This window comes from Desulfobacter curvatus DSM 3379, from assembly GCF_000373985.1.
In the GTDB taxonomy this organism is placed as follows: domain Bacteria; phylum Desulfobacterota; class Desulfobacteria; order Desulfobacterales; family Desulfobacteraceae; genus Desulfobacter; species Desulfobacter curvatus.
Genome location: NZ_KB892902.1, coordinates 57,961 through 76,636, shown reverse-complemented (window position 1 = coordinate 76,636; position 18,676 = coordinate 57,961). Strand labels below are relative to the sequence as shown.

Annotated in this window: 17 protein-coding genes; 11 read left to right on the top strand and 6 right to left on the bottom strand. The window is 47.4% G+C overall.

All coding sequences use genetic code 11. The annotated features are described in order from the left end of the window. Positions 1 to 28 precede the first annotated feature (28 nt). Complete coding sequence (locus B147_RS0101735; protein ID WP_020585538.1) at positions 29 to 394, bottom strand: response regulator; 366 nt, start codon at positions 392 to 394, stop codon at positions 29 to 31. 3 nt (positions 395 to 397) lie between these two features. Further along, the gene (locus B147_RS0101730; protein ID WP_020585537.1) at positions 398 to 712 is read right to left on the bottom strand and encodes an STAS domain-containing protein; all 315 of its coding nucleotides are present in this window, start codon (positions 710 to 712) and stop codon (positions 398 to 400) included. 564 nt (positions 713 to 1,276) lie between these two features. Between B147_RS0101730 and B147_RS0101725 the strand changes: the two genes are divergently transcribed. Together B147_RS0101725 and B147_RS0101720 are read left to right on the top strand one after the other, a co-directional pair. After that, positions 1,277 to 3,502: a methyl-accepting chemotaxis protein gene (locus tag B147_RS0101725; protein WP_020585536.1), complete on the top strand. Its 2,226-nt coding sequence runs from the start codon at positions 1,277 to 1,279 to the stop codon at positions 3,500 to 3,502. A gap of 110 nt (positions 3,503 to 3,612) precedes the next feature. Continuing rightward, positions 3,613 to 3,903, top strand: a complete 291-nt coding sequence (locus B147_RS0101720) for an integration host factor subunit alpha (protein ID WP_020585535.1) — start codon at positions 3,613 to 3,615, stop codon at positions 3,901 to 3,903. 32 nt (positions 3,904 to 3,935) lie between these two features. Here the strand turns inward: B147_RS0101720 and recD2 are convergent, their stop codons facing one another. Next, positions 3,936 to 6,488, bottom strand: a complete 2,553-nt coding sequence (gene recD2 / locus B147_RS0101715) for an SF1B family DNA helicase RecD2 (protein ID WP_020585534.1) — start codon at positions 6,486 to 6,488, stop codon at positions 3,936 to 3,938. A 330-nt stretch (positions 6,489 to 6,818) separates the two neighbouring features. On the opposite strand from recD2, the gene B147_RS27110 reads away from it, so the two are divergent. Continuing rightward, positions 6,819 to 7,871: a carbonic anhydrase gene (locus tag B147_RS27110; RefSeq protein WP_020585533.1), complete on the top strand. Its 1,053-nt coding sequence runs from the start codon at positions 6,819 to 6,821 to the stop codon at positions 7,869 to 7,871. Positions 7,872 to 8,071: 200 nt separating this feature from the next. Continuing rightward, positions 8,072 to 9,916: a hypothetical protein gene (locus tag B147_RS0101705; protein WP_020585532.1), complete on the top strand. Its 1,845-nt coding sequence runs from the start codon at positions 8,072 to 8,074 to the stop codon at positions 9,914 to 9,916. Between the two features lie 171 nt (positions 9,917 to 10,087). Here the strand turns inward: B147_RS0101705 and B147_RS0101700 are convergent, their stop codons facing one another. From B147_RS0101700 to B147_RS33075, 3 genes are all read right to left on the bottom strand, one after another. Continuing rightward, on the bottom strand, positions 10,088 to 11,077 hold the full coding sequence (locus B147_RS0101700; protein ID WP_020585531.1) for a DUF6976 family protein: 990 nt from the start codon (positions 11,075 to 11,077) through the stop codon (positions 10,088 to 10,090). A gap of 12 nt (positions 11,078 to 11,089) precedes the next feature. Continuing rightward, complete coding sequence (locus B147_RS0101695; protein ID WP_020585530.1) at positions 11,090 to 11,323, bottom strand: hypothetical protein; 234 nt, start codon at positions 11,321 to 11,323, stop codon at positions 11,090 to 11,092. 419 nt (positions 11,324 to 11,742) lie between these two features. Continuing rightward, complete coding sequence (locus tag B147_RS33075) at positions 11,743 to 11,877, bottom strand: hypothetical protein (protein WP_281167869.1); 135 nt, start codon at positions 11,875 to 11,877, stop codon at positions 11,743 to 11,745. A 301-nt stretch (positions 11,878 to 12,178) separates the two neighbouring features. Here B147_RS33075 and B147_RS0101685 point away from each other — a divergent pair, with 301 nt between their 5' ends. From B147_RS0101685 to B147_RS0101655, 7 genes are all read left to right on the top strand, one after another. Beyond that, complete coding sequence (locus B147_RS0101685; protein WP_020585528.1) at positions 12,179 to 13,933, top strand: acetate--CoA ligase; 1,755 nt, start codon at positions 12,179 to 12,181, stop codon at positions 13,931 to 13,933. Between the two features lie 260 nt (positions 13,934 to 14,193). Further along, the gene (locus B147_RS0101680; RefSeq protein ID WP_020585527.1) at positions 14,194 to 14,838 is read left to right on the top strand and encodes a hypothetical protein; all 645 of its coding nucleotides are present in this window, start codon (positions 14,194 to 14,196) and stop codon (positions 14,836 to 14,838) included. A gap of 208 nt (positions 14,839 to 15,046) precedes the next feature. Next, positions 15,047 to 15,826, top strand: a complete 780-nt coding sequence (locus B147_RS0101675) for a DUF4198 domain-containing protein (protein ID WP_026259468.1) — start codon at positions 15,047 to 15,049, stop codon at positions 15,824 to 15,826. 8 nt (positions 15,827 to 15,834) lie between these two features. Further along, positions 15,835 to 16,494, top strand: a complete 660-nt coding sequence (gene cbiM / locus B147_RS0101670) for a cobalt transporter CbiM (protein ID WP_020585525.1) — start codon at positions 15,835 to 15,837, stop codon at positions 16,492 to 16,494. Positions 16,495 to 16,532: 38 nt separating this feature from the next. Further along, on the top strand, positions 16,533 to 17,159 hold the full coding sequence (locus B147_RS0101665; RefSeq protein ID WP_020585524.1) for a hypothetical protein: 627 nt from the start codon (positions 16,533 to 16,535) through the stop codon (positions 17,157 to 17,159). A gap of 15 nt (positions 17,160 to 17,174) precedes the next feature. Further along, complete coding sequence (gene cbiQ, locus B147_RS0101660) at positions 17,175 to 17,927, top strand: cobalt ECF transporter T component CbiQ (RefSeq protein ID WP_020585523.1); 753 nt, start codon at positions 17,175 to 17,177, stop codon at positions 17,925 to 17,927. Beyond that, on the top strand, positions 17,924 to 18,637 hold the full coding sequence (locus B147_RS0101655) for an energy-coupling factor ABC transporter ATP-binding protein (protein WP_020585522.1): 714 nt from the start codon (positions 17,924 to 17,926) through the stop codon (positions 18,635 to 18,637). The genes cbiQ and B147_RS0101655 overlap by 4 nt, the downstream gene beginning before the upstream one ends. Positions 18,638 to 18,676: the final 39 nt, after the last annotated feature.

Genomic DNA, 18,676 nt, shown 5'->3' with positions numbered 1-18,676 from the left:
AAAATTGTCTTCTTTTAAGGGGCTTGGATTAACGAAGAACTTTCTTTACGACGGCAAGCAACTGCTCGGGTTTAAACGGTTTCACAATCCATCCCGTGGCCCCGGCAGCCTTGCCTTTTTGTTTCATTTCCGTCTCTGATTCGGTTGTCAGCATAATAATGGGGACAAACTTAAATTTTGGTATGGCCCGGACCCATTCAATCAACTCTAATCCATTCTTGTTGGGCATATTTAAATCGGTCATCAGCATATCAATGTCGAGACCGGCAAGTTTATCCACCGCATCCTGCCCATCCACAGCCTCAACAACCTCATAGCCGACCTGATTTAATGTGAAGCTGACCATCTGCCTTATACTCGTCGAATCATCCACCGTCATAATGACCTTTGCCATTCCTTAAGCCTCCTTCGAGAAATACGGAAAGTCCTTTGCCTCAAACCCCACATCGCTTACTGCATCCTGAACCGACTGAGAGTCACCTGTAACGTTAAATGTTTTATTTAACTTCTCAGCTGTTTTTCCGGCGGATAAAAGAAGCTGAACCCCCAGTGTATCACACTCGGTTACGCCATTAATATCCAAAATGACCCCTTGATGATTTGTAAATCCTGCCAGCAAACGATCTTTCAGCTCTTTTACTTCGTACGCAGACAAAGCTTTTCCAACTGTTATCACCATGTTGCCGTCTTTATCTTGATTTTTGGAAACCATGTGAGTTCCTTATTTGATCGCTTTTTTTAAAAATATACGTCAATCAAAATATTGTGTCAAAAAAGTTCAATATTATCATTCGGATCGCCTCCTTTTTATACCTTCATCCGAAACGATAAAATTTTCTTCGGATCAATCGTACTGCTGAATTCGGGTCTGATGATTGGCGAATATTGTCCACCCGATTTCGCAGCAGATGCTTCGATTTCGCCCTAAAACCATTGAAATAGTCTGTGGCACCCCCATTACGATCGCTTTCTGCCCGGATCTTCAGGTTAAAAAAAGAATTTTATAAAATAATCTATAGCATTCCGATGAAATAATTTCCAATGGAATCCCAGGTAACTGATTCCATGTTGACAATAGAAGCCCCGTACAGATATAATTTCGGGTATTCCAACTGCATCACTTAAGAAAAATAGTAACCGGTTCAGGACTGGCCGCTACGAAAAGAAAATTTATCCGCACGAAAATTAAAATAGACGAAGCAATCGGCAAAATTTACGGTTTTCGGCCGGGTGCGATTTAACTGCCGACGTAATATCTGAAACAAAGGGGATTAGGATGCATTTTAAAAATTTTAAAATCAAAATAAAAATTATCATAATTGTTATTCTGGCAATTCTCATTTCAGTGAGCGCCGTCGGTGGCTACGCCCTTTACAGCTCAATCCACCAAGTCCACGAAAATATTTCGGCCTTTGAAAAAGAGTTGATGTATGAAACCAGACAAAAACTCATTGACCTGGTGGATTCGGTCTATACCATGATTGTCAAGGTTCATGACCAAGCCGTTAGTAGTGAAAGCATAAAAAACAGATATGGTGCAGAATTAAAAAATCTTGTGGAAGCACCCTATTCAATGGCCCAACGGGCGTATACACAAGCCCTGAAGGCATCCTCCGACATCGGCGATCAACGCATGGAAACCATTCAAAAAAAAATTGCGTCCGACATCAAAGCGTTGCGCTATGACAACGGCAACTATTTCTGGATCAATGACACCTACCCCAGAATGGTAATGCATCCTACGGTATCAGATTTGAACGGCAAAGACATCTCCCGGTTTACCAAAAACGGAAAAGTCATTATGGCAGAAGGAACCGATATCCCCATGTTTGTGGAGATGGCACGCCAGTGCAAGGAAACAGGAGAAGGATATGTCAGCTATGTATGGCCCTCTCCGGGTAACAAACAACAATGGATAAGAAAATTATCCTATGTCCGTTATTTCAAACCATGGGACTGGATCATCGGTACAGGTGTCTACGTTGACAAAGCCGAAACAGACGCACAAAAGGTGGCCATAAGCATTATTTCTGATATGAAATATGGAGACAACAACTATTTTTACATCATGGATTCCCAAGCCAATATTCTGGCCCATTTAAATCAGGAAACCATCGGCAAAAATATGATGGACAGAAAAGATTCCTCCGGCAAATTTATATTCAGGGAAATTATTGAGACGGCCAAGTCTGACGGTCAAGGCCATATAAAATATACCTGGCCCAAAATAGGATCAGAAAAAGAGGTACCCAAAATCGGATATTTCAAATACTTCAAACCCTGGGACTGGATTGTTGTCACAGGCGTATATGTTGACGGTATGCAAAACAAAATCGTAGAGAAAAGAAAACAACTCAATAATATGGCCCAAGATCAGATTCTGTTTACGACTGTGACCATTATCATACTCATTTTTGCTGCATTTTTCTGGGTTGGATTTATGGCCAGAAAATACATTGAACGCCCCCTTTCCCAGGGTGTTGATGTGGCCAACAGGCTTGCCCAAGGGGATCTGAGCGTAACTATAGAATCCGACAGCGAAGATGAGATAGGCCATCTTCAAAAGGCCATAAAGGCTATGGTGGCATCCCTTACGGATATTGTCGAAGAGGTCCAGAATGCCGTCAGCAATGTCGCGGCCGGCAGTGAAGAGCTCAGCGCCACATCCGAACATATGTCCCAGGGCGCCACGGAACAGGCTGCCTCTGCGGAACAGGCTTCGGCCGCCATGGAGCAGATGTCCGGCAATATCACACAAAATGCAGATAATGCCGAACAGACGGAACGATTGGCTGTCCAGGCCGCTGAAGATGCTGAAGAGGGTGGTCAGGCCGTGGCTCAAACCGTTTTGGCCATGAGAGAGATTGCAGACAAAATTCTTATTATCGAAGAAATTGCAAGACAGACCAATATGCTGGCGTTGAATGCCGCCATTGAGGCGGCCCGGGCCGGGGATCACGGCAAGGGGTTTGCCGTGGTTGCAGATGCGGTCAGAAAGCTTGCCGAACGTAGCCAGGCGGCGGCCAGTGAAATCAGCAACCTGTCAACATTAAGTGTTGAAATTGCGGAAAACGCCGGCAAAATGATTAATAAAATTGTTCCGGATATTCGCAAAACCTCAGAACTGGTTCAGGAGATCCATGCGGCATCAGCAGAACAAAGCACAGGCGCAGAACAGATCAACACAGCCCTGCAGCAACTGGATCAGATTATCCAGCAGAATGCCGGTTCTTCCGAAGAGATGTCCTCAACCGCAGAAGAGCTTTCTGCCCAGGCAGAACAGCTTCAACAGGCAATCGCCTACTTCAGGGTTGAAAAAATAACACCCCGGGGGCAGACGCCGCAACAGGAAAACGCCACATCCAGGGAAGAATGGATAAGCGATGGCCGAAACTCAACAACCAGGGCCATTACCAATAGCCAGGATTCACTGGGAAAGGTTCGGGGCGTTGTGCTGGACATGGGGGATGATTCCCTGGACGATGATTTTGAAAAATATTAGACAACACTATTGTCAGGTATTCATCTAATTGCTTGACTCTTTTGGAAAACCGACTAATATAATCCAAGTTCATTCGTTCATTCAACCTAAACTAAAAAGAGGCTGAAAATTTGACCTGTACCAAATCTACACTCATCGAAAAAATTTCTGATGCATTTGACCAAAATCCATCTCAGTCCAAAGAAGTTCTTGAAACCCTGATTGAAATTATGAAGTCCACCCTGGCTTCGGGTGAAGATATTATGATTTCCGGATTCGGAAAATTCCAGGTGATTGAGAAGTCGCCGAGAAAGGGAAGGAACCCGGCTACAGGGGATGCCATGATCCTTGAAAAAAGACGGGTTGTCACGTTCAAATGTGCGGGCAAGCTTAAAAACAAAATCAACGAAACATTCCAATAACAGCCATGGGCCAGGCTGGCCTGTCAACGCCATCATACGTTTATCTTGTTTGTGAGCAAAGCTTGAAGCGCAGTCTGTCGGCAGCTGATGTCCCGATTCCCCACAGCCATGCCTAAAGCCCTTCGGGTGCCTACAAAAACAGCCAATTTTCTGGCACGGGTAATGCCTGTGTAAATCAAGTTTCGGAAAAGCATTTTAAAATGCTGGGTCAGTACCGGAATGATCACCACCTCAAATTCACTTCCCTGGGATTTATGAATCGTGATGGCATAGGCCAGGTCAAGCTCCATGATGTCTGCCTGGCTGTAGTTCACCATCCGGTTGTCCGGTAAAAAACGAACCGTGCAGGTAATATCCACGGTGTTAATCCGGTCAATAATGCCGATGTCCCCGTTAAAGACCCCCAGATCATAGTTATTTTTTCTGTGAATCACCCGGTCTCCGGTTCTAAATACCCGCTGGCCCACGGTGAGCTGCGCCTTTCCCGGCACCATGGGATTAAATCCGTCCTGAATTTCACGGTTCAAATAAAGGGTGCCAAGACTGCCCCGGGTCATGGGAGAAAGGATCTGGATTTCCGTATTTTTCCCCAGGTATTTGGGAATCCACTCCAGGTATAATTTTTTCACCGCATCCAACGCAGACAGCCCATAATGCAAAGAGGACCATGGGTGAACCTTTTCCACCACCGCCATAAGTTCCTCAATACGGTTTTCAGTATCTGCCAGACGGGCCAGATCCACATGGACAAACTTCTTGGGTATCTCAATTTCAGTCTCCCAGGGGGAACATGACTCCTCAACCCTGAATTCATATAACTCCCCATAATCATTGTCCCAGGCATCACGGGGGGCAGACATCTCTTGGGCAGCACTGCTGATAGCATCTTGCGTTTCCGGGTCAACACGCATAGATAAACGTTTAACCCGGCTGACAAAGGCAATCTGTTCTTTGGTGGCTTCATCGGAATCAATAAACAGACAGTCGGTCCCGTCCTGCCAGACGGACGGATACTTAAACGGACTTTTTATCCATGGCATCCGGCCCTTATTGATCTGATGGGCAAACTTTATGATCAAAGAAGATTGAGCCTGGCGAAACACCTGGGTGAGCCTAAAACAGGGCACGGCCTGTGAGGCAATGATATCTTTGAGCACATTGCCCGCCCCCACTGAAGGCAGTTGGTCATAATCGCCGATAAATACCACCTGGCTGTTCCTTGGCACAGCTTTAAGCAAGGAGGCGGTCAGGTTAATATCCAGCATGGAGCACTCGTCCACCACCAGAAAATCCGTCTTTAAAGGAGAGCTTTCATTCCGTTTGAATCCACCGGCTTTCCAGCCCAACAGCCGGTGAATGGTTTTGGCAGGTTTTCCAATCACCTCGCTCATACGCTGGGCAGCCCGTCCCGTGGGCGCGGCCAGCATCACCTTTTGCCCCATAGCCTCCAGCAGGCGAACCATTACCCGTATTGCCGTGGTTTTACCGCATCCGGGACCGCCTGTGAGAACGGAAAACTGCTGCTGAACCACACCCTTGACCGCGGCAGCCTGTTCAGCGGAAAGCTGCATCTGATATCGTTGGCAGAACAAGGTTACCCAACGGTCAATCCGGGCCTGGTCAAAGGTCCGCTCAGGCCCCGGATCTAAAAGACGCCTTGCCACATAGGCTTCATCAAAATAGAGAGACCGGGCATAGTAACACGCCACAGGCTGCCCGTTGTCATCGGGCAGATCCCTTCGCATCAAAAGCCGCTGGGATTCCATATCCGCCAGAAGGGTTTCAAGCTGCTGTGACAGATCAAGATCAAGCAGATCTCTTACCTGTTCCTCAATCTGGGAAAACGTAAGATAACAATGCCCGAACTCCCGGGCTGCGGAAAGTACGTGACGGATACCGGCAATAATTCGTGGGGGGCTGTCCGTTTCAAGACCAATACTTAAGGCCACCTTATCCGCAGTAAAGAAACCAATGCCGAAAAAATCCGCTGCAAGACGATACGGGTCCTGGGTGATCCAGGCAATGGCATTGTGGCCATATTCTTTGTATATGCGAACGGAAAACAACGTGGAGATCCCGTGGGACTGCAGAAACATCATCACATCCCGGATGGCCCGGTGCTCCGCCCAGGCCCTTGAAATCATTTCAAGCTTTTTGTGGGCAATCCCCGGGACCTCCACAAGGCGTTCAATATCGGATTCAAACACATCCAGGGTCCGGTCCTTGAAGTATCCCACGATTTTTTTTGCGGTTTTGGGCCCAACCCCCTTGATCAGCCCGGAACCAAGATACTTTTCCAGGGCCGATGCCGTGGCAGGCTTTTTCTCCCGGGCACGCACGGCCTTGAATTGTCGTCCGAATTTCGGGTGCACTGTCCATGCCCCCTCAAATTCCATGGTGGCACCGGCAAACACTTTGGTCTGATGAACCACAACGGTTTCCCGGTTGCCCGGACGGTCAAAGGGCAACACCTTGAGAATGGACCAGCCATTGTCCGGATTATGGAATGTGACCCGGTCCACAACCCCCTTTAAGACCTCGTTAATATGGCCGGTATCTGGCTCTGTATCTGTTCTCTGGTTCATATCGGCTCACCATACAGGACACGTCAAACCAAAACAACTTATTTTGATGGACAAAAAGTCTGAAACAAAAAAGGTGAACAATATAGATAAATATGGTATTTGAGGTTTTTGGTATAACGGCCATGGACTGACCCTGGTCTATTGACACCCAGACTCAACCCACAACAAAATTTGAAAGATCTCTGTTGGTTACACTGACTTTCATATAACAGCCACGGGCTGACCTGGTTTTTCACCGTGGTTCAGCCCACAACGAAAGTTGAAAGATCTGTGTTAATTACACAGACTTTCTTATAAAAAAAATGGAAAACTATTTTAAGGAGAGGGAAAATGAAAAAAACATCACTTCGGTTGATCTTATGCCTGCTGCTGACATGTATGATTGCACTTACCGGTTGTTCAGGGGAAAAGAAAAAACCAAAACCCAGCCCGGACGAAGTTCTTCAGATGCTAAAAGACGGTAATGAACGTTTTCTCAGTGGAAAATCCGAATATCCGCATCTGGACAAAAGCCGGATGATGCAAGCCAGCCTGGAAGATCAGGGGGATCATGCCTATGCCACCATCCTCGCCTCTTCCGATTCCCGGGTTCCTGTTGAAGCGATTTTTGATGCCGGAATCATGGATATTTTTGCTATCCGTGTGCCCGGAAATGTATGTGGTACAGATCAAGTCAGCGCCATAGAATACGGTCTGGAGTATGTCCGCACACCGGTTGTAGTCGTACTGGGCAATACTCAATGCGCCGCAGTGACAGCCGTCACCCGTGCAATTAATGGACACGGGCATGCCATGGAAGAAAATATTCCGCCGATGTTTGATAACATTAAACCTGCCGTTAAAAAGACAATGGAAAAGTATCCCCAAGCAAAAGGCGATGCAATCATTCCCCTTGCCATTGAAGAAAACGTCTGGACCAGTATTCGGGATCTGTTCACGAAGAGTTCTGCCACACGCGATCTTGTCAAAGCCGGCAAAGTCAAAGTAGTGGGTGCCATATATGATGTCAGCGACGGCAGGGTCTACTGGCTTGAGGATGCTACAGTAGACAGCATTTTACAGGAAGTGGAAGGCACGGCAGACGACACCCATGCCCCCGCAGCATCCAATGAGGAAGCGCCCGAAGTCGATAAGGCAGCGACTGAAGCCCATGATGATGCAGCCGAAGCTTCGGCGCCGTCAGAGGCAGATGAAACGATTGCTGAGCCGGAAACCCATGACACCGCAGTATCCCATGACGCAGTGCCTGAATCACCTGAAGCCGATGAAGTGGCACCTGAAGTCCATGACGCAGCGCCTGAAGCCTCAGCGCCGTCAGAGGCAGATGAAACGCCTGCTGAACCGGAAACCCATGACAACCATGACAGCGAAAGTCATCAATAACGCCCATGGGCTGACCTGGTCTATCGCTATACCCAGGCTCAGCCCACAACAAAACATAAAAGCAATTCAGCAACTTATTAGAACTTTCATATAACGGCCACGGGCCGTCCTTGGTCTATCTACACCAAGACTTCGGCCCACAACAAAGCTTGAAAGATCTGAGTAACTTACCCAGACTTTCTTATAAAAGAGCGTATTCCATGACCACGTCAACTGATCATTCTACCCAATCAGCAAAAAAAATTTCCCCCGCAGGTGTACAAAAACAGAATCTGATTTCCCAGTGGGCCTTTGATACCCGCCCCATATTAGGCCGGTTCCATTTATGGCTGGAAGATGTGCGCATTCACTGGTACAGCGACGAATCCCAAAGAAAAATCAAACGCCGCCACATGGATGCGGTCTCCTTCACCGACGGACGTACCGAAAAAATGCTGGCTGTCACCGCCGCTGTCACAGCCCTGGGTACGCGGCTGTTTGGCCGCTACGGAGAGGGTAAGGGGCTGCCCAAAACAGAACTGAACCTGGTAAAAAAAGATGCCGATGCCATTTCCGCCTACGCCATGAGCGAAAGTCTGTGGTACCTGTCCCGGACCCTGCCGGAAAACCATGCCATCATGGTATGCCTGGGGGAAGGACTGATGCCCAAAGCCGGGGAAACCGCTGAGATGGGCGCCAATCCTTTGCTGGGCTTCGGCAGGATCTATGCCCGGCCCCAGGTGGCTAAATTTCTTGAAGACCGGGTGTTGCGGCTGATCAATGATCCCGAATATGCCTGGGAAAAATTTTCCAGGGAAATCCAGAAGCGGGACATCACCGTGTGGGGCGCCGCCATCGACACCCTTGAAAACACCTCAAGGTTTGCCAAGGGAGAAACCACAGGCCCCATGAGTGTATTCCATCTTTTTGACCAGCCGTTGATCATCAGCGACCAGTATGAAGGATATATGGGGTGTTTGGTACTGCCGGAACAGGTTGTGGAAAACGCAGCCTTGAAGTCCGTTCTGGTTAATTATTTCACCCCGCGTCATATGGTTATGAATGCCATTCAGGAAACCTTTGAGGGGATTAAGGCGGAAAATGTCCATGTCTGGACCCTTACCGGGGACGCACGGCGAAAGAGAATCGAAAAACTCTGGGACCAGTGGCGGGATGCAGGGGCCCATCTTATTGATGAAAACTGGATACTGCCCACAGGGATCAGGCCGTTTACCGATTCAGGCACCTATGCGCCGACCTTTTCAGTCAAGCCCTGGACCGATGACAAGGGGGACACCCACCTGCTGGTGGTGGATGGATATGCAGCTTCGGCCGAAGCCATGCAGGCCGCCAGCCTGTCCGGAATTCTCGGCCTGGATGTTTCGTTGGCAGTGCTCTCCTCTAAATTTAAACTGCCCCATGACAAGGATGCCGCTGCCATGAAGCTGGATCCCCAGGACAACAACTTTGCCGCAAGGCTTGAGCAGGATCTGTTTGAAACCGATGTTCCTACGGAACTGATTGAAATCTACCGCAACAGCATCATGGAAGCAAAAAATGCAGGCATCCCCTTAAAACCGCGCACCATCAATGCAAGCGATCTGATTGCCGCAAAAAAATGGCAGACCCTGGCCGTGTCGGGATATATGCTGCCGGACCCCTACAGCGGTGCCCAAGGCGTAGAACAGATCAGCGAGGACACTTGGGAAGTCACTGTTCGGGTCACATCGGAATTCGGGGACAAGGCCATTACCTTTGCCCTTCGCCTGTTGGAGCCTTTGCAGCAGAGTAAGCTGGTTTTTTCGCCGCTGCTCAACCGGTTTTTCAAGGGAGAAGATTTTAGAACCCGGGCCGTTAAAATTTCAGACTCCGGCAGGATCCGCAACGAACTTCAGACACTGTGCACTGAAGCCCTGGAGCATTTTGGAGACAAAATGGTGGTACGCTTTGACAAAATTTCCCCAACTACCATTTCCGCTGTGGAGCAGGAAATGCTCAAACAGATTCTGGCCTGGTACAAAGAAAATTATCCTATCTGGTTCGAGTGGCTTGAGTTGTCAATTTAAATGGTGTTTGAACCAAAAGTGACCTGCCTGAGGCGTTTCAGATAAAATTACGCTAAATCAAAACCAGGAGATAAACTTCGTATAGAGACACCGGGTGGGGGGATACGGCTTTGATTACGCCCCCCCCCCCACAAAGTGACTGAATGGGAATTATTTCGTTTCGTTGCCGCGTTAACAATCTTCAATGATAATATATGCCATGGTCTGATTCAGCAACTGATAGGCGATCTCTCCGAATGTCATGGGGCCTGTAATATCCGCTGTTTTCTTTCCTTCAAGTTCGGCATAAAGATAGTTCAATATACAGTTACATGAAAAGAAAACCGTATCTCCAATATCTTTAGGAATCAGTTGATTGAACTCGGTGACGTAATCGGAGACCGGCTCTGCAATTTTATACTCGACTTCCCGAAACACAGGTGCATACAGATTGACCACTTTTTCGGCCTCATTGACATTTTGAAAACTCGTATTGATTCTTGCACCGTACATATCCGCCACCAGGGGGAGTCTTGTATCAATATTGTTACCGAGGATATACTCCGCAAAGTTCACCGGTTCGCCATTGACAAACGCCTCTTTCACTGAAAAGCCCTCTTCATTGAATGTTATCGTATCTCCGTCTCCACTATCAAAGAGATTGACAATGTTTACCTGTGGCAGTTTATTTGAGGGTAGCGCAATGTGCATGACGACAGCGGAATCCGTATAGCTTTCCCCGGTATTCCCATTCAAGACCTTTGGCGCGGTTTGTCCCAACTCATCCAGAAAGACACCGGATATCCATCCGATGAGCGGTTTTGTTGCAAATTCAGGATAATTGGGGCCATCAATGGCAAATGAGATATGGGTCGGACTTGTCGCCGGAATAATGATAAAAGTAAATCCGTTGCCGGGTGCGTCTGAATAAACGCTGCTTAGCGTCTCTTTTGAGTATACTTGAACATCAATAGAGGCAACATAATCCGGAAGTTCAGTAACAAACACCTCTTCTTGTGTAAATTTGCCTCCATCTTCATCCATAAAATAAGGAATGGTCCCTGCAATCCATTGGCCCTTCGGAAGGTCATTCAGTATCTTTTCATCGGCGGCAAGAATCAATTTTTTTCCTGCCGTGATTAACTCAATAACCTCATTTTTATTTACCGTTTTTTTTATCATTATCATCCCCCCTTATCCGAAAATTGTTTCCATGTCACCCACGACTTTAGGTAAGTGCTCGTTCTTTTTAAAAAAATCAATCAATTCAGTTGTGCATTCCGAAACAGTAGCGTCTGTAGGGTTCTTTTTATACTTCACGTTCAATCGGCCCAGAAGCATCTTTAATCCTAAAAATTGAATGTCCGGTTTATTATTACCGGATATCACTTTTTTCCATTTTGGATCATTTGGACTTGGAATTGCCATTTGAGTCCTCCTTTATTTCGGGGTATTAGGGTTGATTGCCTCTGTGAGGCAATGACATAAAACGGGCAACCCCATGCAAGCACCGATGTTTGAAATCAACCCTTCTTTTTGATGTGTGTGACACCCATAGCGTATCACATCAACACTTCCCATAACCATTTCTTGGGATGGGTTAGGGGGAGGCACGTTACGAAAGATCAATTTCAAATATCGAAATTGAGTGTGTTTCGTGCTTATCACGTAACATCTGTTTGATTATGTTCGAATTCGTAGCTGTCTGAGTGTGATTGGGAAAAACATTACTGTTTATTTACTTATTTTTCAACACTTTTAAAAATAATTGCAGTGAATATCCCTTGGTAAAAACCGAACCGGACATCAACTGCGAATTTTTTATATTTTTGCATTCTTTTCACGGTTCATCCGCTCAATGCTTGAGGTGGCGTGATTTTTACATTGGCAATGTGTCCGGACAATACATTCCTTGCACCTTCAAGGTTGCCGGCGGCAATATCATCATACACCTGGATATGCTCGGCATCCACCCGCTCCATGGGGGTAACAAAAAAAACATTGCCCCGGTATTTGAGATAGAGCAGGTCAAACAGGTGCCTTAGACAGGGTCTCCTTTATTAGGCTATAAACCTATATACTACGAATAAATTAACCTACAATACACCACATTGCCCACCCACATAAAAATTAAGCCTTTAACCGATTGGTAGAAAACTGCCGGGCTGGTATAAATGACAGTTTTCTAAATTACAAACCTTTCTTGCGGGATTTGTTTTTAAGGGCAAGGCAGGAGCGGACTTAAAATCAGGATGTGGAATAAACTTAACCGGGGAGGGAACCATGGCGTTGAAAAGCTTTTATAAAGAGGTAATGGCACTCAATGGGATCCAGGATATGGACCAACGTGAAGCTCAAGCAAAAACGTTTTTTCAAAAACTGAATTCAGCCGAACTGCCCAAAACCTTTAACTGGGCCCAGGAAATTTTCGAAGATATACACGTCAAAGAGCGCCCGGACCAGTTGGCGCTTATCTGGGCAGACCTGCACACGGATGAAGAAGAGCAGTACACATATACCCAGTTGGCTGAAAACGGTAACAAGATGTTAAACTATCTGCGTAAAAAGGGTGTTGAGAAAGGAGACAACCTTTATATGCTGACACCCATTGTCCCCCAAACCTGGTTCGCCTCTTTTGCCGCCATCAAAGGCGGTCTTGTCGCCGTTCCCACAGCCACCACCATGACCGAACGCGAAATCCAGTTTCGTTTTGAAGCGTATCCACCGGATGTGATTATTGCCCATGAGAGTCTGGCCGACCTGGTGGACGACGCCCTGGTCAAGGCCGGGTGTACCCCCAAGGCCAAAATCATCCTTGGTGCAAAAGAGGGGTGGATATCCTATCCGGAGATTGCCAAGGAAGATTCCCAAGCATCACCTGCAACCATTAACAGTGAAGACGTTCTGTTCTGCTTTTTCACTTCCGGCACCACAGGACTTCCCAAACGGGTGGGACATTCGGCTATCTCCTATCCTTTGGGCCATATGTCGACAGCCGTGATCCTCGGGCTTGAACCCGGCGGCGTTCATCACAACTTGAGTGCCCCCGGGTGGGCGAAGTGGGCATGGAGCAGCTTTTTCTGCCCATTTAACGTCGGCGGTACGGCCACAGGCTTTAACTTCACCGCGCTGGATATTAAAAAATACTTAAGCTTTGTGGCCAAATATAAAGTCAATTCATTCTGTGCACCGCCTACGGCCTGGCGCGCCTTTGTGGGGCTCGACCTGGCAGAATATGATTTTTCGGCCCTGAAGTACTCGTTGAGTGCAGGCGAGCCGTTGAACCCGGAAGTCATTGACCAGTGGCGGGATGCCACGGGCACTGAAATCCGTGATTTTTACGGCCAAACCGAATCTACGGCCATGATCGGCAATCCGCCCTGGATGGAAGGTAAAATGCGCTTGGGATCCTTTGGATATCCCTCATTCATGTACGATGTCATTCTAACCGACGATGAAGGAAAAGAGATCACGGAACCTGACACCACCGGCCATATTGTCATTCGTCTTTCCAACTGGCGCGCCATCGGCCTGTTTCAGGAATATATCAACAATGAGGCAAAAACATCTGAAGCCTTTAAACACGGAATGTATTTCACCGGTGACAAAGCCACTTTTGACAAAGACGGCTACTGGTGGTTTGTGGGCCGTGCCGACGATGTCATCAAAACCAGTGATTACCGGGTGGGCCCCTTTGAGGTGGAAAGTGCGCTGATTGAGCACCCGGCCGTCATGGAGACTGCTGTGGTGGGTGTACCGGATCCCAAACGTCACCAACTGGTAAAAGCGTTTGTAATCCTGATTCCCGGGCAAAAACCATCAAAGGAACTGGCCCTGGAGCTGTTCAAACACACCATTGAGGTGCTGGCCAAATTCAAGATTCCCAGAATCATTGAATTTGTGGATGTACTGCCCAAAACCATCTCCGGGAAAATCCGGCGTATAGAGCTTCGGGAAAATGAGGAAAGCAAAGCCGGGGATCAGGTCACTGAATTCTTTTATCATCAGTTCCCGGAATTAAGTTCGAAAAATAAATAACGCAATACAGTCACACCATCACAGGCGGCAGGTTTTAAAGACCTGCCGCCTTTCTTATTTTTTAGGGCCCGGTAAAAATTACCGATAAACCAGGTAATAATTGCCCTTTAAAAGAGTCATGAATACCTTGGGATCAGACAAAAGTACCGGCACATAAGAACACGACGATTTTCTTTTCTGCGGCACAGAAATTGCTTTTTTAAAATTCTAAAAAAGTGATAAGGAAAATAATGATCATATCATGCTAAAAGGAAGCCATCATGACATCCATATCCAGTGATTATTCAAATCTTAACTCCTATTCCGGAACCAGCCTGACCAGCCTTTTGCCAAAGACCTCGTCCAGCGGTACGAACGACGAGGATTCAAACACCGGTATCTCCTCTGAGACTGATACCGTAACCCTGTCGCCGGAAGCCCTGGCCGCAGCCAATCGGGAATCTATAGGGCTTCCGGCCACAGGAACCCTGATCTTGTCTGATTTTGAAACTGCTGCAGCCGAACAGGAAGAAAACGTAAGTACCTTGCTGGCCTCAACCATGGCAACGCTGGGCATTGATGCCGACCAGCAGATTTCCCTCTCCTTGAGCAGTGACAATGAAATAGAAGTTGTAAACAGCTTTACAGGCAGTGATGAACTTGAAGAGGTATTAAATGCAAATAGTGAATTCACCCAGGCATTCACGGCATTAACAGCAAACAATGAAATCCTGGATTTCACCGACTATCTCCAGGAAAAAGCAACCAGCACCAGCCTGGTCGATTACATCAACAGTGATACCGCTGAAACGGACCTTCTCTCCCTGGCCGCCGAATACGCCGGTATCAATGCCGCCGCAAACTCCCTGGAAACACTGTGGAGCATCAGCCATGAGGAAACACCCTATACGTATGTCTATAATTAGGGACGCCGTGATTACCTTGTAAACATTTCCAATTGATTCAATCGTTTTTTTAAGATAAAAAAAGAATTTGTAATGCAGGCACGAAGCCTGTGGTTCAAATTAAATTTCATTATTTTTTTTCGGACCCGGCCAAGAAGGTTGAAACTTAAGCTGGTAGGACTAGTTGCGTAATTTTTAATACTTCAAGGATTCACAGGAGAAAAAAATGATGAAAAAATCACTGATCACATCAGGGTTCATGTTTCTTGTTCTTATATTCACTGCCGTAAGTGTCCAAGCACATTACGGGATGGTCATCCCTTCGGACAATATGGTTATGCAGGATGACGACCGCACCGTTCATATCACAGCCTCGTTTTCCCATCCCTTTGAAGGCGTGGGGATGGAACTTGTTAAACCCAAAGTATTTGCTGTACTTGCAAACGGTGAAGCACAGGATCTTTTGGGCACATTGAAACAGGCAAAGGTTATGGAACATACAGCCTGGAAAACAGATTACAAAATCAAAAGACCCGGCGTTTATATGTTTTACATGGAGCCCGCACCCTATTGGGAACCTGCCGAAGACTGTTTTATCATTCATTACACCAAAACCGTAGTGACCGCTTTCGGTGATGACGAAGGCTGGGACCAGGAAATCGGGTTGAAAACAGAAATCGTACCCTTATCCAAACCTTTTGGGCAGTATGCCGGCAACGTGTTCCAGGGCATCGTAAAACTGGACGGCAAAGTTGTCCCTTACGCAGAGGTTGAGGTGGAATATTACAACGAAGACGGCAAATCCGAAGCGCCCACCGATTATATGGTTACCCAGACCATCAAAGCTGATGGCAACGGCGTTTTCACCTATGCGGCACCCAAAGCCGGCTGGTGGGGATTTGCTGCGCTTAATGAAGCTGATTTTACTCTTAAAGCGGATGGACAGGATAAGGGTGTTGAGTTAGGTGCCGTAATCTGGGTAAAATTCGAAGACTGGAAAACCAAATAGAAGGTATTATGCATATTTCTGAAGGTGTTCTTTCCGCACAGGTTTTAGGGGCCGGGATGGTTTTGGCTGCGGCCGGCACTGCGGTGGGCTTAAAAAAACTTAACGAAGACAAAATTCCCCAAGCCGCTATTTTGTCGGCTGCTTTTTTTGTGGCGTCCCTGATTCATGTGCCCATCGGGCCTTCCAGCGTCCATCTGATTCTCAACGGAATTCTTGGCTTGATGCTTGGATGGGTTGCCTTTCCCGCCATTTTGATTGCGCTTCTGCTCCAGGGGGTGCTGTTCCAGTTCGGTGGCATCACCACCCTGGGGGTCAACACGGTCATCATGGCCACACCTGCAGTGGTCTGTTATTACCTGTTTGCAGGATTTGTCCATAAACCGGGCGCAATATCCTATGCTGCCTCCTTTGCCTGCGGATTTTTAAGCGTTCTTTTAAGCGGTATACTTGTGGGCACGGCCCTGATGTTTACCCAGGAAAGCTTCTTGGAAGTGGCCTGGACCGTTGTTATCGCTCATCTTCCGGTTATGTTCATAGAGGGGCTTGTGGCAATCTTCTGTGTCGGTTTTCTTAAAAAGGTGCAACCGGAGCTTCTGCCTAAATGGTCTGCGGCACAGCAGCAAGCCATATTGGACAGCAGAACGAAAATGGTTGAAAAGCAGGTATAAGGGTAATAATTATAAATACATTTTAATGGTAAACAATAATGATGTATCGAAAATATTTTATACAACTTTTCTGTCTAATGGCCCTTTTCATTCTTTCAAGCGGCAATGCCCTGGCACATAAAGTCACAGTGTTTGCATGGGTGGAAGGAGACACCGTTCTGGGAGAAAGCAAATTCAGCGGCGGGAAAAAAGCTCAAAACTCAGAAATAATTGTCTGGGACTTGAACGGAAAAGAGCTTTTGCGTACCCGGACCAATGAAAAAGGGGAATTTTCATTCCCGATTCCTGAAAAAACCGCCATGCGCATAGAACTCATAGCCGGCATGGGACATAAGGCCGAATGGACTATTCCTCTGGAAGATTTGGAAGAAACGGTTGTAGCTGAAAGCACCCGGGCGGAAGAGATCAAAACGCCTGAACCCGCTGCAAAGACGGATTCCGGACAGGCTGTACAGACGGCAGTGTCCATTGATCCGGCCCAGCTGGAAGCCATTGTGGAAAAGGCCGTAACAAAGGCACTAAATAAAAAAATAACACCGTTGACCAAAATGGTGGCGGATTTGGAACAGAAAGGTCCGTCCATAAATGAAATTCTCGGGGGCATCGGATACATATTCGGCCTGATGGGCGTGGCCATGTATTTTTCATCCCGCAGGAAAAAATAATGATCAAAACGTCCCATGATTGAAGAGATCTTTGCTTCCGGCCATTCATTTATTCACAAAATTGATCCCAGATGCAGGGTGGCCGCAGCCACCCTGCTGTGTTTTGTCATTGCCCTTGGCCAAAAAATGCCCATGCTCTGGACAGGACTGGGACTTTCCGTGATTCTGGTGTTATGGGCCCGGTTAAACCTTGTCCAGGTGTTCAGGCGTCTGCTGATCATCTGGGGATTTCTGCTGTTTCTATGGGCCATTTTACCCCTTACCTATGAGGGGGATGTGGTCTGGCAAATCGGAAAGTTTGGTATCACCCGGCAGGGCATTAACCTGTGTACGGCAATCAGCATTAAATCCAATGCCATCCTCCTGGTGTTCATTGCCCTGATCACCACCATGGATTTCGGCACCCTGGGCTATACCTTGAATTTTTTCAAACTCCCTGAAAAGCTTGTGCATCTGCTGCTGTTAACCTACCGGTATATTTTTGTCATTGAGCAGGAGTACCGGCGCCTGGTCCGGGCGGCAAAACTGCGCGGTTTTCAGCCCCGGACCAATATGCACACCTACCGGACGTATGCCTATCTTTGCGGCATGCTGTTTGTCCGGGCATCGGACAGGGCCCAAAGGGTCTACAATGCCATGAAATGCAGGGGATTTTCAGGCAAATTTATCTGCCTGCATGAATTTGCCCTTTCCCCTTCCGACAAAATCTGGACGTTGGCAACCCTGGCAGCCACAGCATGCCTGCTTTTTTTGGAGATCACCCGATGACAACATCCCTCCCTATTTTGCGCCTTGAAAACATCAGTTTCAGTTATCCGGGCAGGGGCCGGGTTTTAGACAATCTAAGCCTTGAAATTAACAAAGGGGACCGCATCGGTTTAGTGGGTCCCAACGGCAGCGGGAAAACCACCCTGTTTCATATTATCATGGGGTTGCTCTCCCCGTATTCAGGTACCATTGAATTTTTCGGCAAGCCTGTCAAAACCCCAAATGATTTCAAAGAAGTTTACAAAAAAGTAGGACTGCTGTTCCAGGATGCCGATGACCAGCTGTTCAGCCCCACAGTTCTGGAAGATGTGGCCTTTGGGCCGCTGAACCTGGGAAAATCAAAATCCGAAGCCCGGAATATTGCCCAATACACCCTGGACCGTTTGGGCATCGCCCATTTTGAAGACAGGGTCACCCACAAACTGTCAGGCGGAGAAAAGCGGCTGGTAGCCCTGGCCACGGTGCTTTCCATGGAGCCCGAACTGCTGCTGTTGGACGAGCCCAGCACAGGCCTTGATGAAAAAATAAAAGCCACTCTGGTTGAGGTATTGAACCGCCTTGAGCTTTCCTATATCCTGATCTCCCATGAAAGTGATTTTATGTCGCAAATTGCCGATACCATGTTTATGATGGAAAATGGGCAGTTGACAAAAGATGTTCATATCCACCAGTATACCCACAAACACCCCAACCCTGGGCAGCGCCATTGATTCGTTGTCTGTAACGATGTCGAAAACAGGGGGATAACA

Bases quoted from the DNA above. Each gene is read 5' to 3' on its own strand.
- B147_RS0101735 (WP_020585538.1), bottom strand. From the start codon at position 394: ATGGCAAAGGTCATTATGACGGTGGATGATTCGACGAGTATAAGGCAG.
- B147_RS0101730 (WP_020585537.1), bottom strand. From the start codon at position 712: ATGGTTTCCAAAAATCAAGATAAAGACGGCAACATGGTGATAACAGTT.
- B147_RS0101725 (WP_020585536.1), top strand. From the start codon at position 1,277: ATGCATTTTAAAAATTTTAAAATCAAAATAAAAATTATCATAATTGTT.
- recD2 (WP_020585534.1), bottom strand. From the start codon at position 6,488: ATGAACCAGAGAACAGATACAGAGCCAGATACCGGCCATATTAACGAG.
- B147_RS27110 (WP_020585533.1), top strand. From the start codon at position 6,819: ATGAAAAAAACATCACTTCGGTTGATCTTATGCCTGCTGCTGACATGT.
- B147_RS0101705 (WP_020585532.1), top strand. From the start codon at position 8,072: ATGACCACGTCAACTGATCATTCTACCCAATCAGCAAAAAAAATTTCC.
- B147_RS0101700 (WP_020585531.1), bottom strand. From the start codon at position 11,077: ATGATAAAAAAAACGGTAAATAAAAATGAGGTTATTGAGTTAATCACG.
- B147_RS0101695 (WP_020585530.1), bottom strand. From the start codon at position 11,323: ATGGCAATTCCAAGTCCAAATGATCCAAAATGGAAAAAAGTGATATCC.
- B147_RS33075 (WP_281167869.1), bottom strand. From the start codon at position 11,877: ATGGAGCGGGTGGATGCCGAGCATATCCAGGTGTATGATGATATTGCC.
- B147_RS0101685 (WP_020585528.1), top strand. From the start codon at position 12,179: ATGGCGTTGAAAAGCTTTTATAAAGAGGTAATGGCACTCAATGGGATC.
- B147_RS0101680 (WP_020585527.1), top strand. From the start codon at position 14,194: ATGACATCCATATCCAGTGATTATTCAAATCTTAACTCCTATTCCGGA.
- B147_RS0101675 (WP_026259468.1), top strand. From the start codon at position 15,047: ATGAAAAAATCACTGATCACATCAGGGTTCATGTTTCTTGTTCTTATA.
- cbiM (WP_020585525.1), top strand. From the start codon at position 15,835: ATGCATATTTCTGAAGGTGTTCTTTCCGCACAGGTTTTAGGGGCCGGG.
- B147_RS0101665 (WP_020585524.1), top strand. From the start codon at position 16,533: ATGATGTATCGAAAATATTTTATACAACTTTTCTGTCTAATGGCCCTT.
- cbiQ (WP_020585523.1), top strand. From the start codon at position 17,175: ATGATTGAAGAGATCTTTGCTTCCGGCCATTCATTTATTCACAAAATT.
- B147_RS0101655 (WP_020585522.1), top strand. From the start codon at position 17,924: ATGACAACATCCCTCCCTATTTTGCGCCTTGAAAACATCAGTTTCAGT.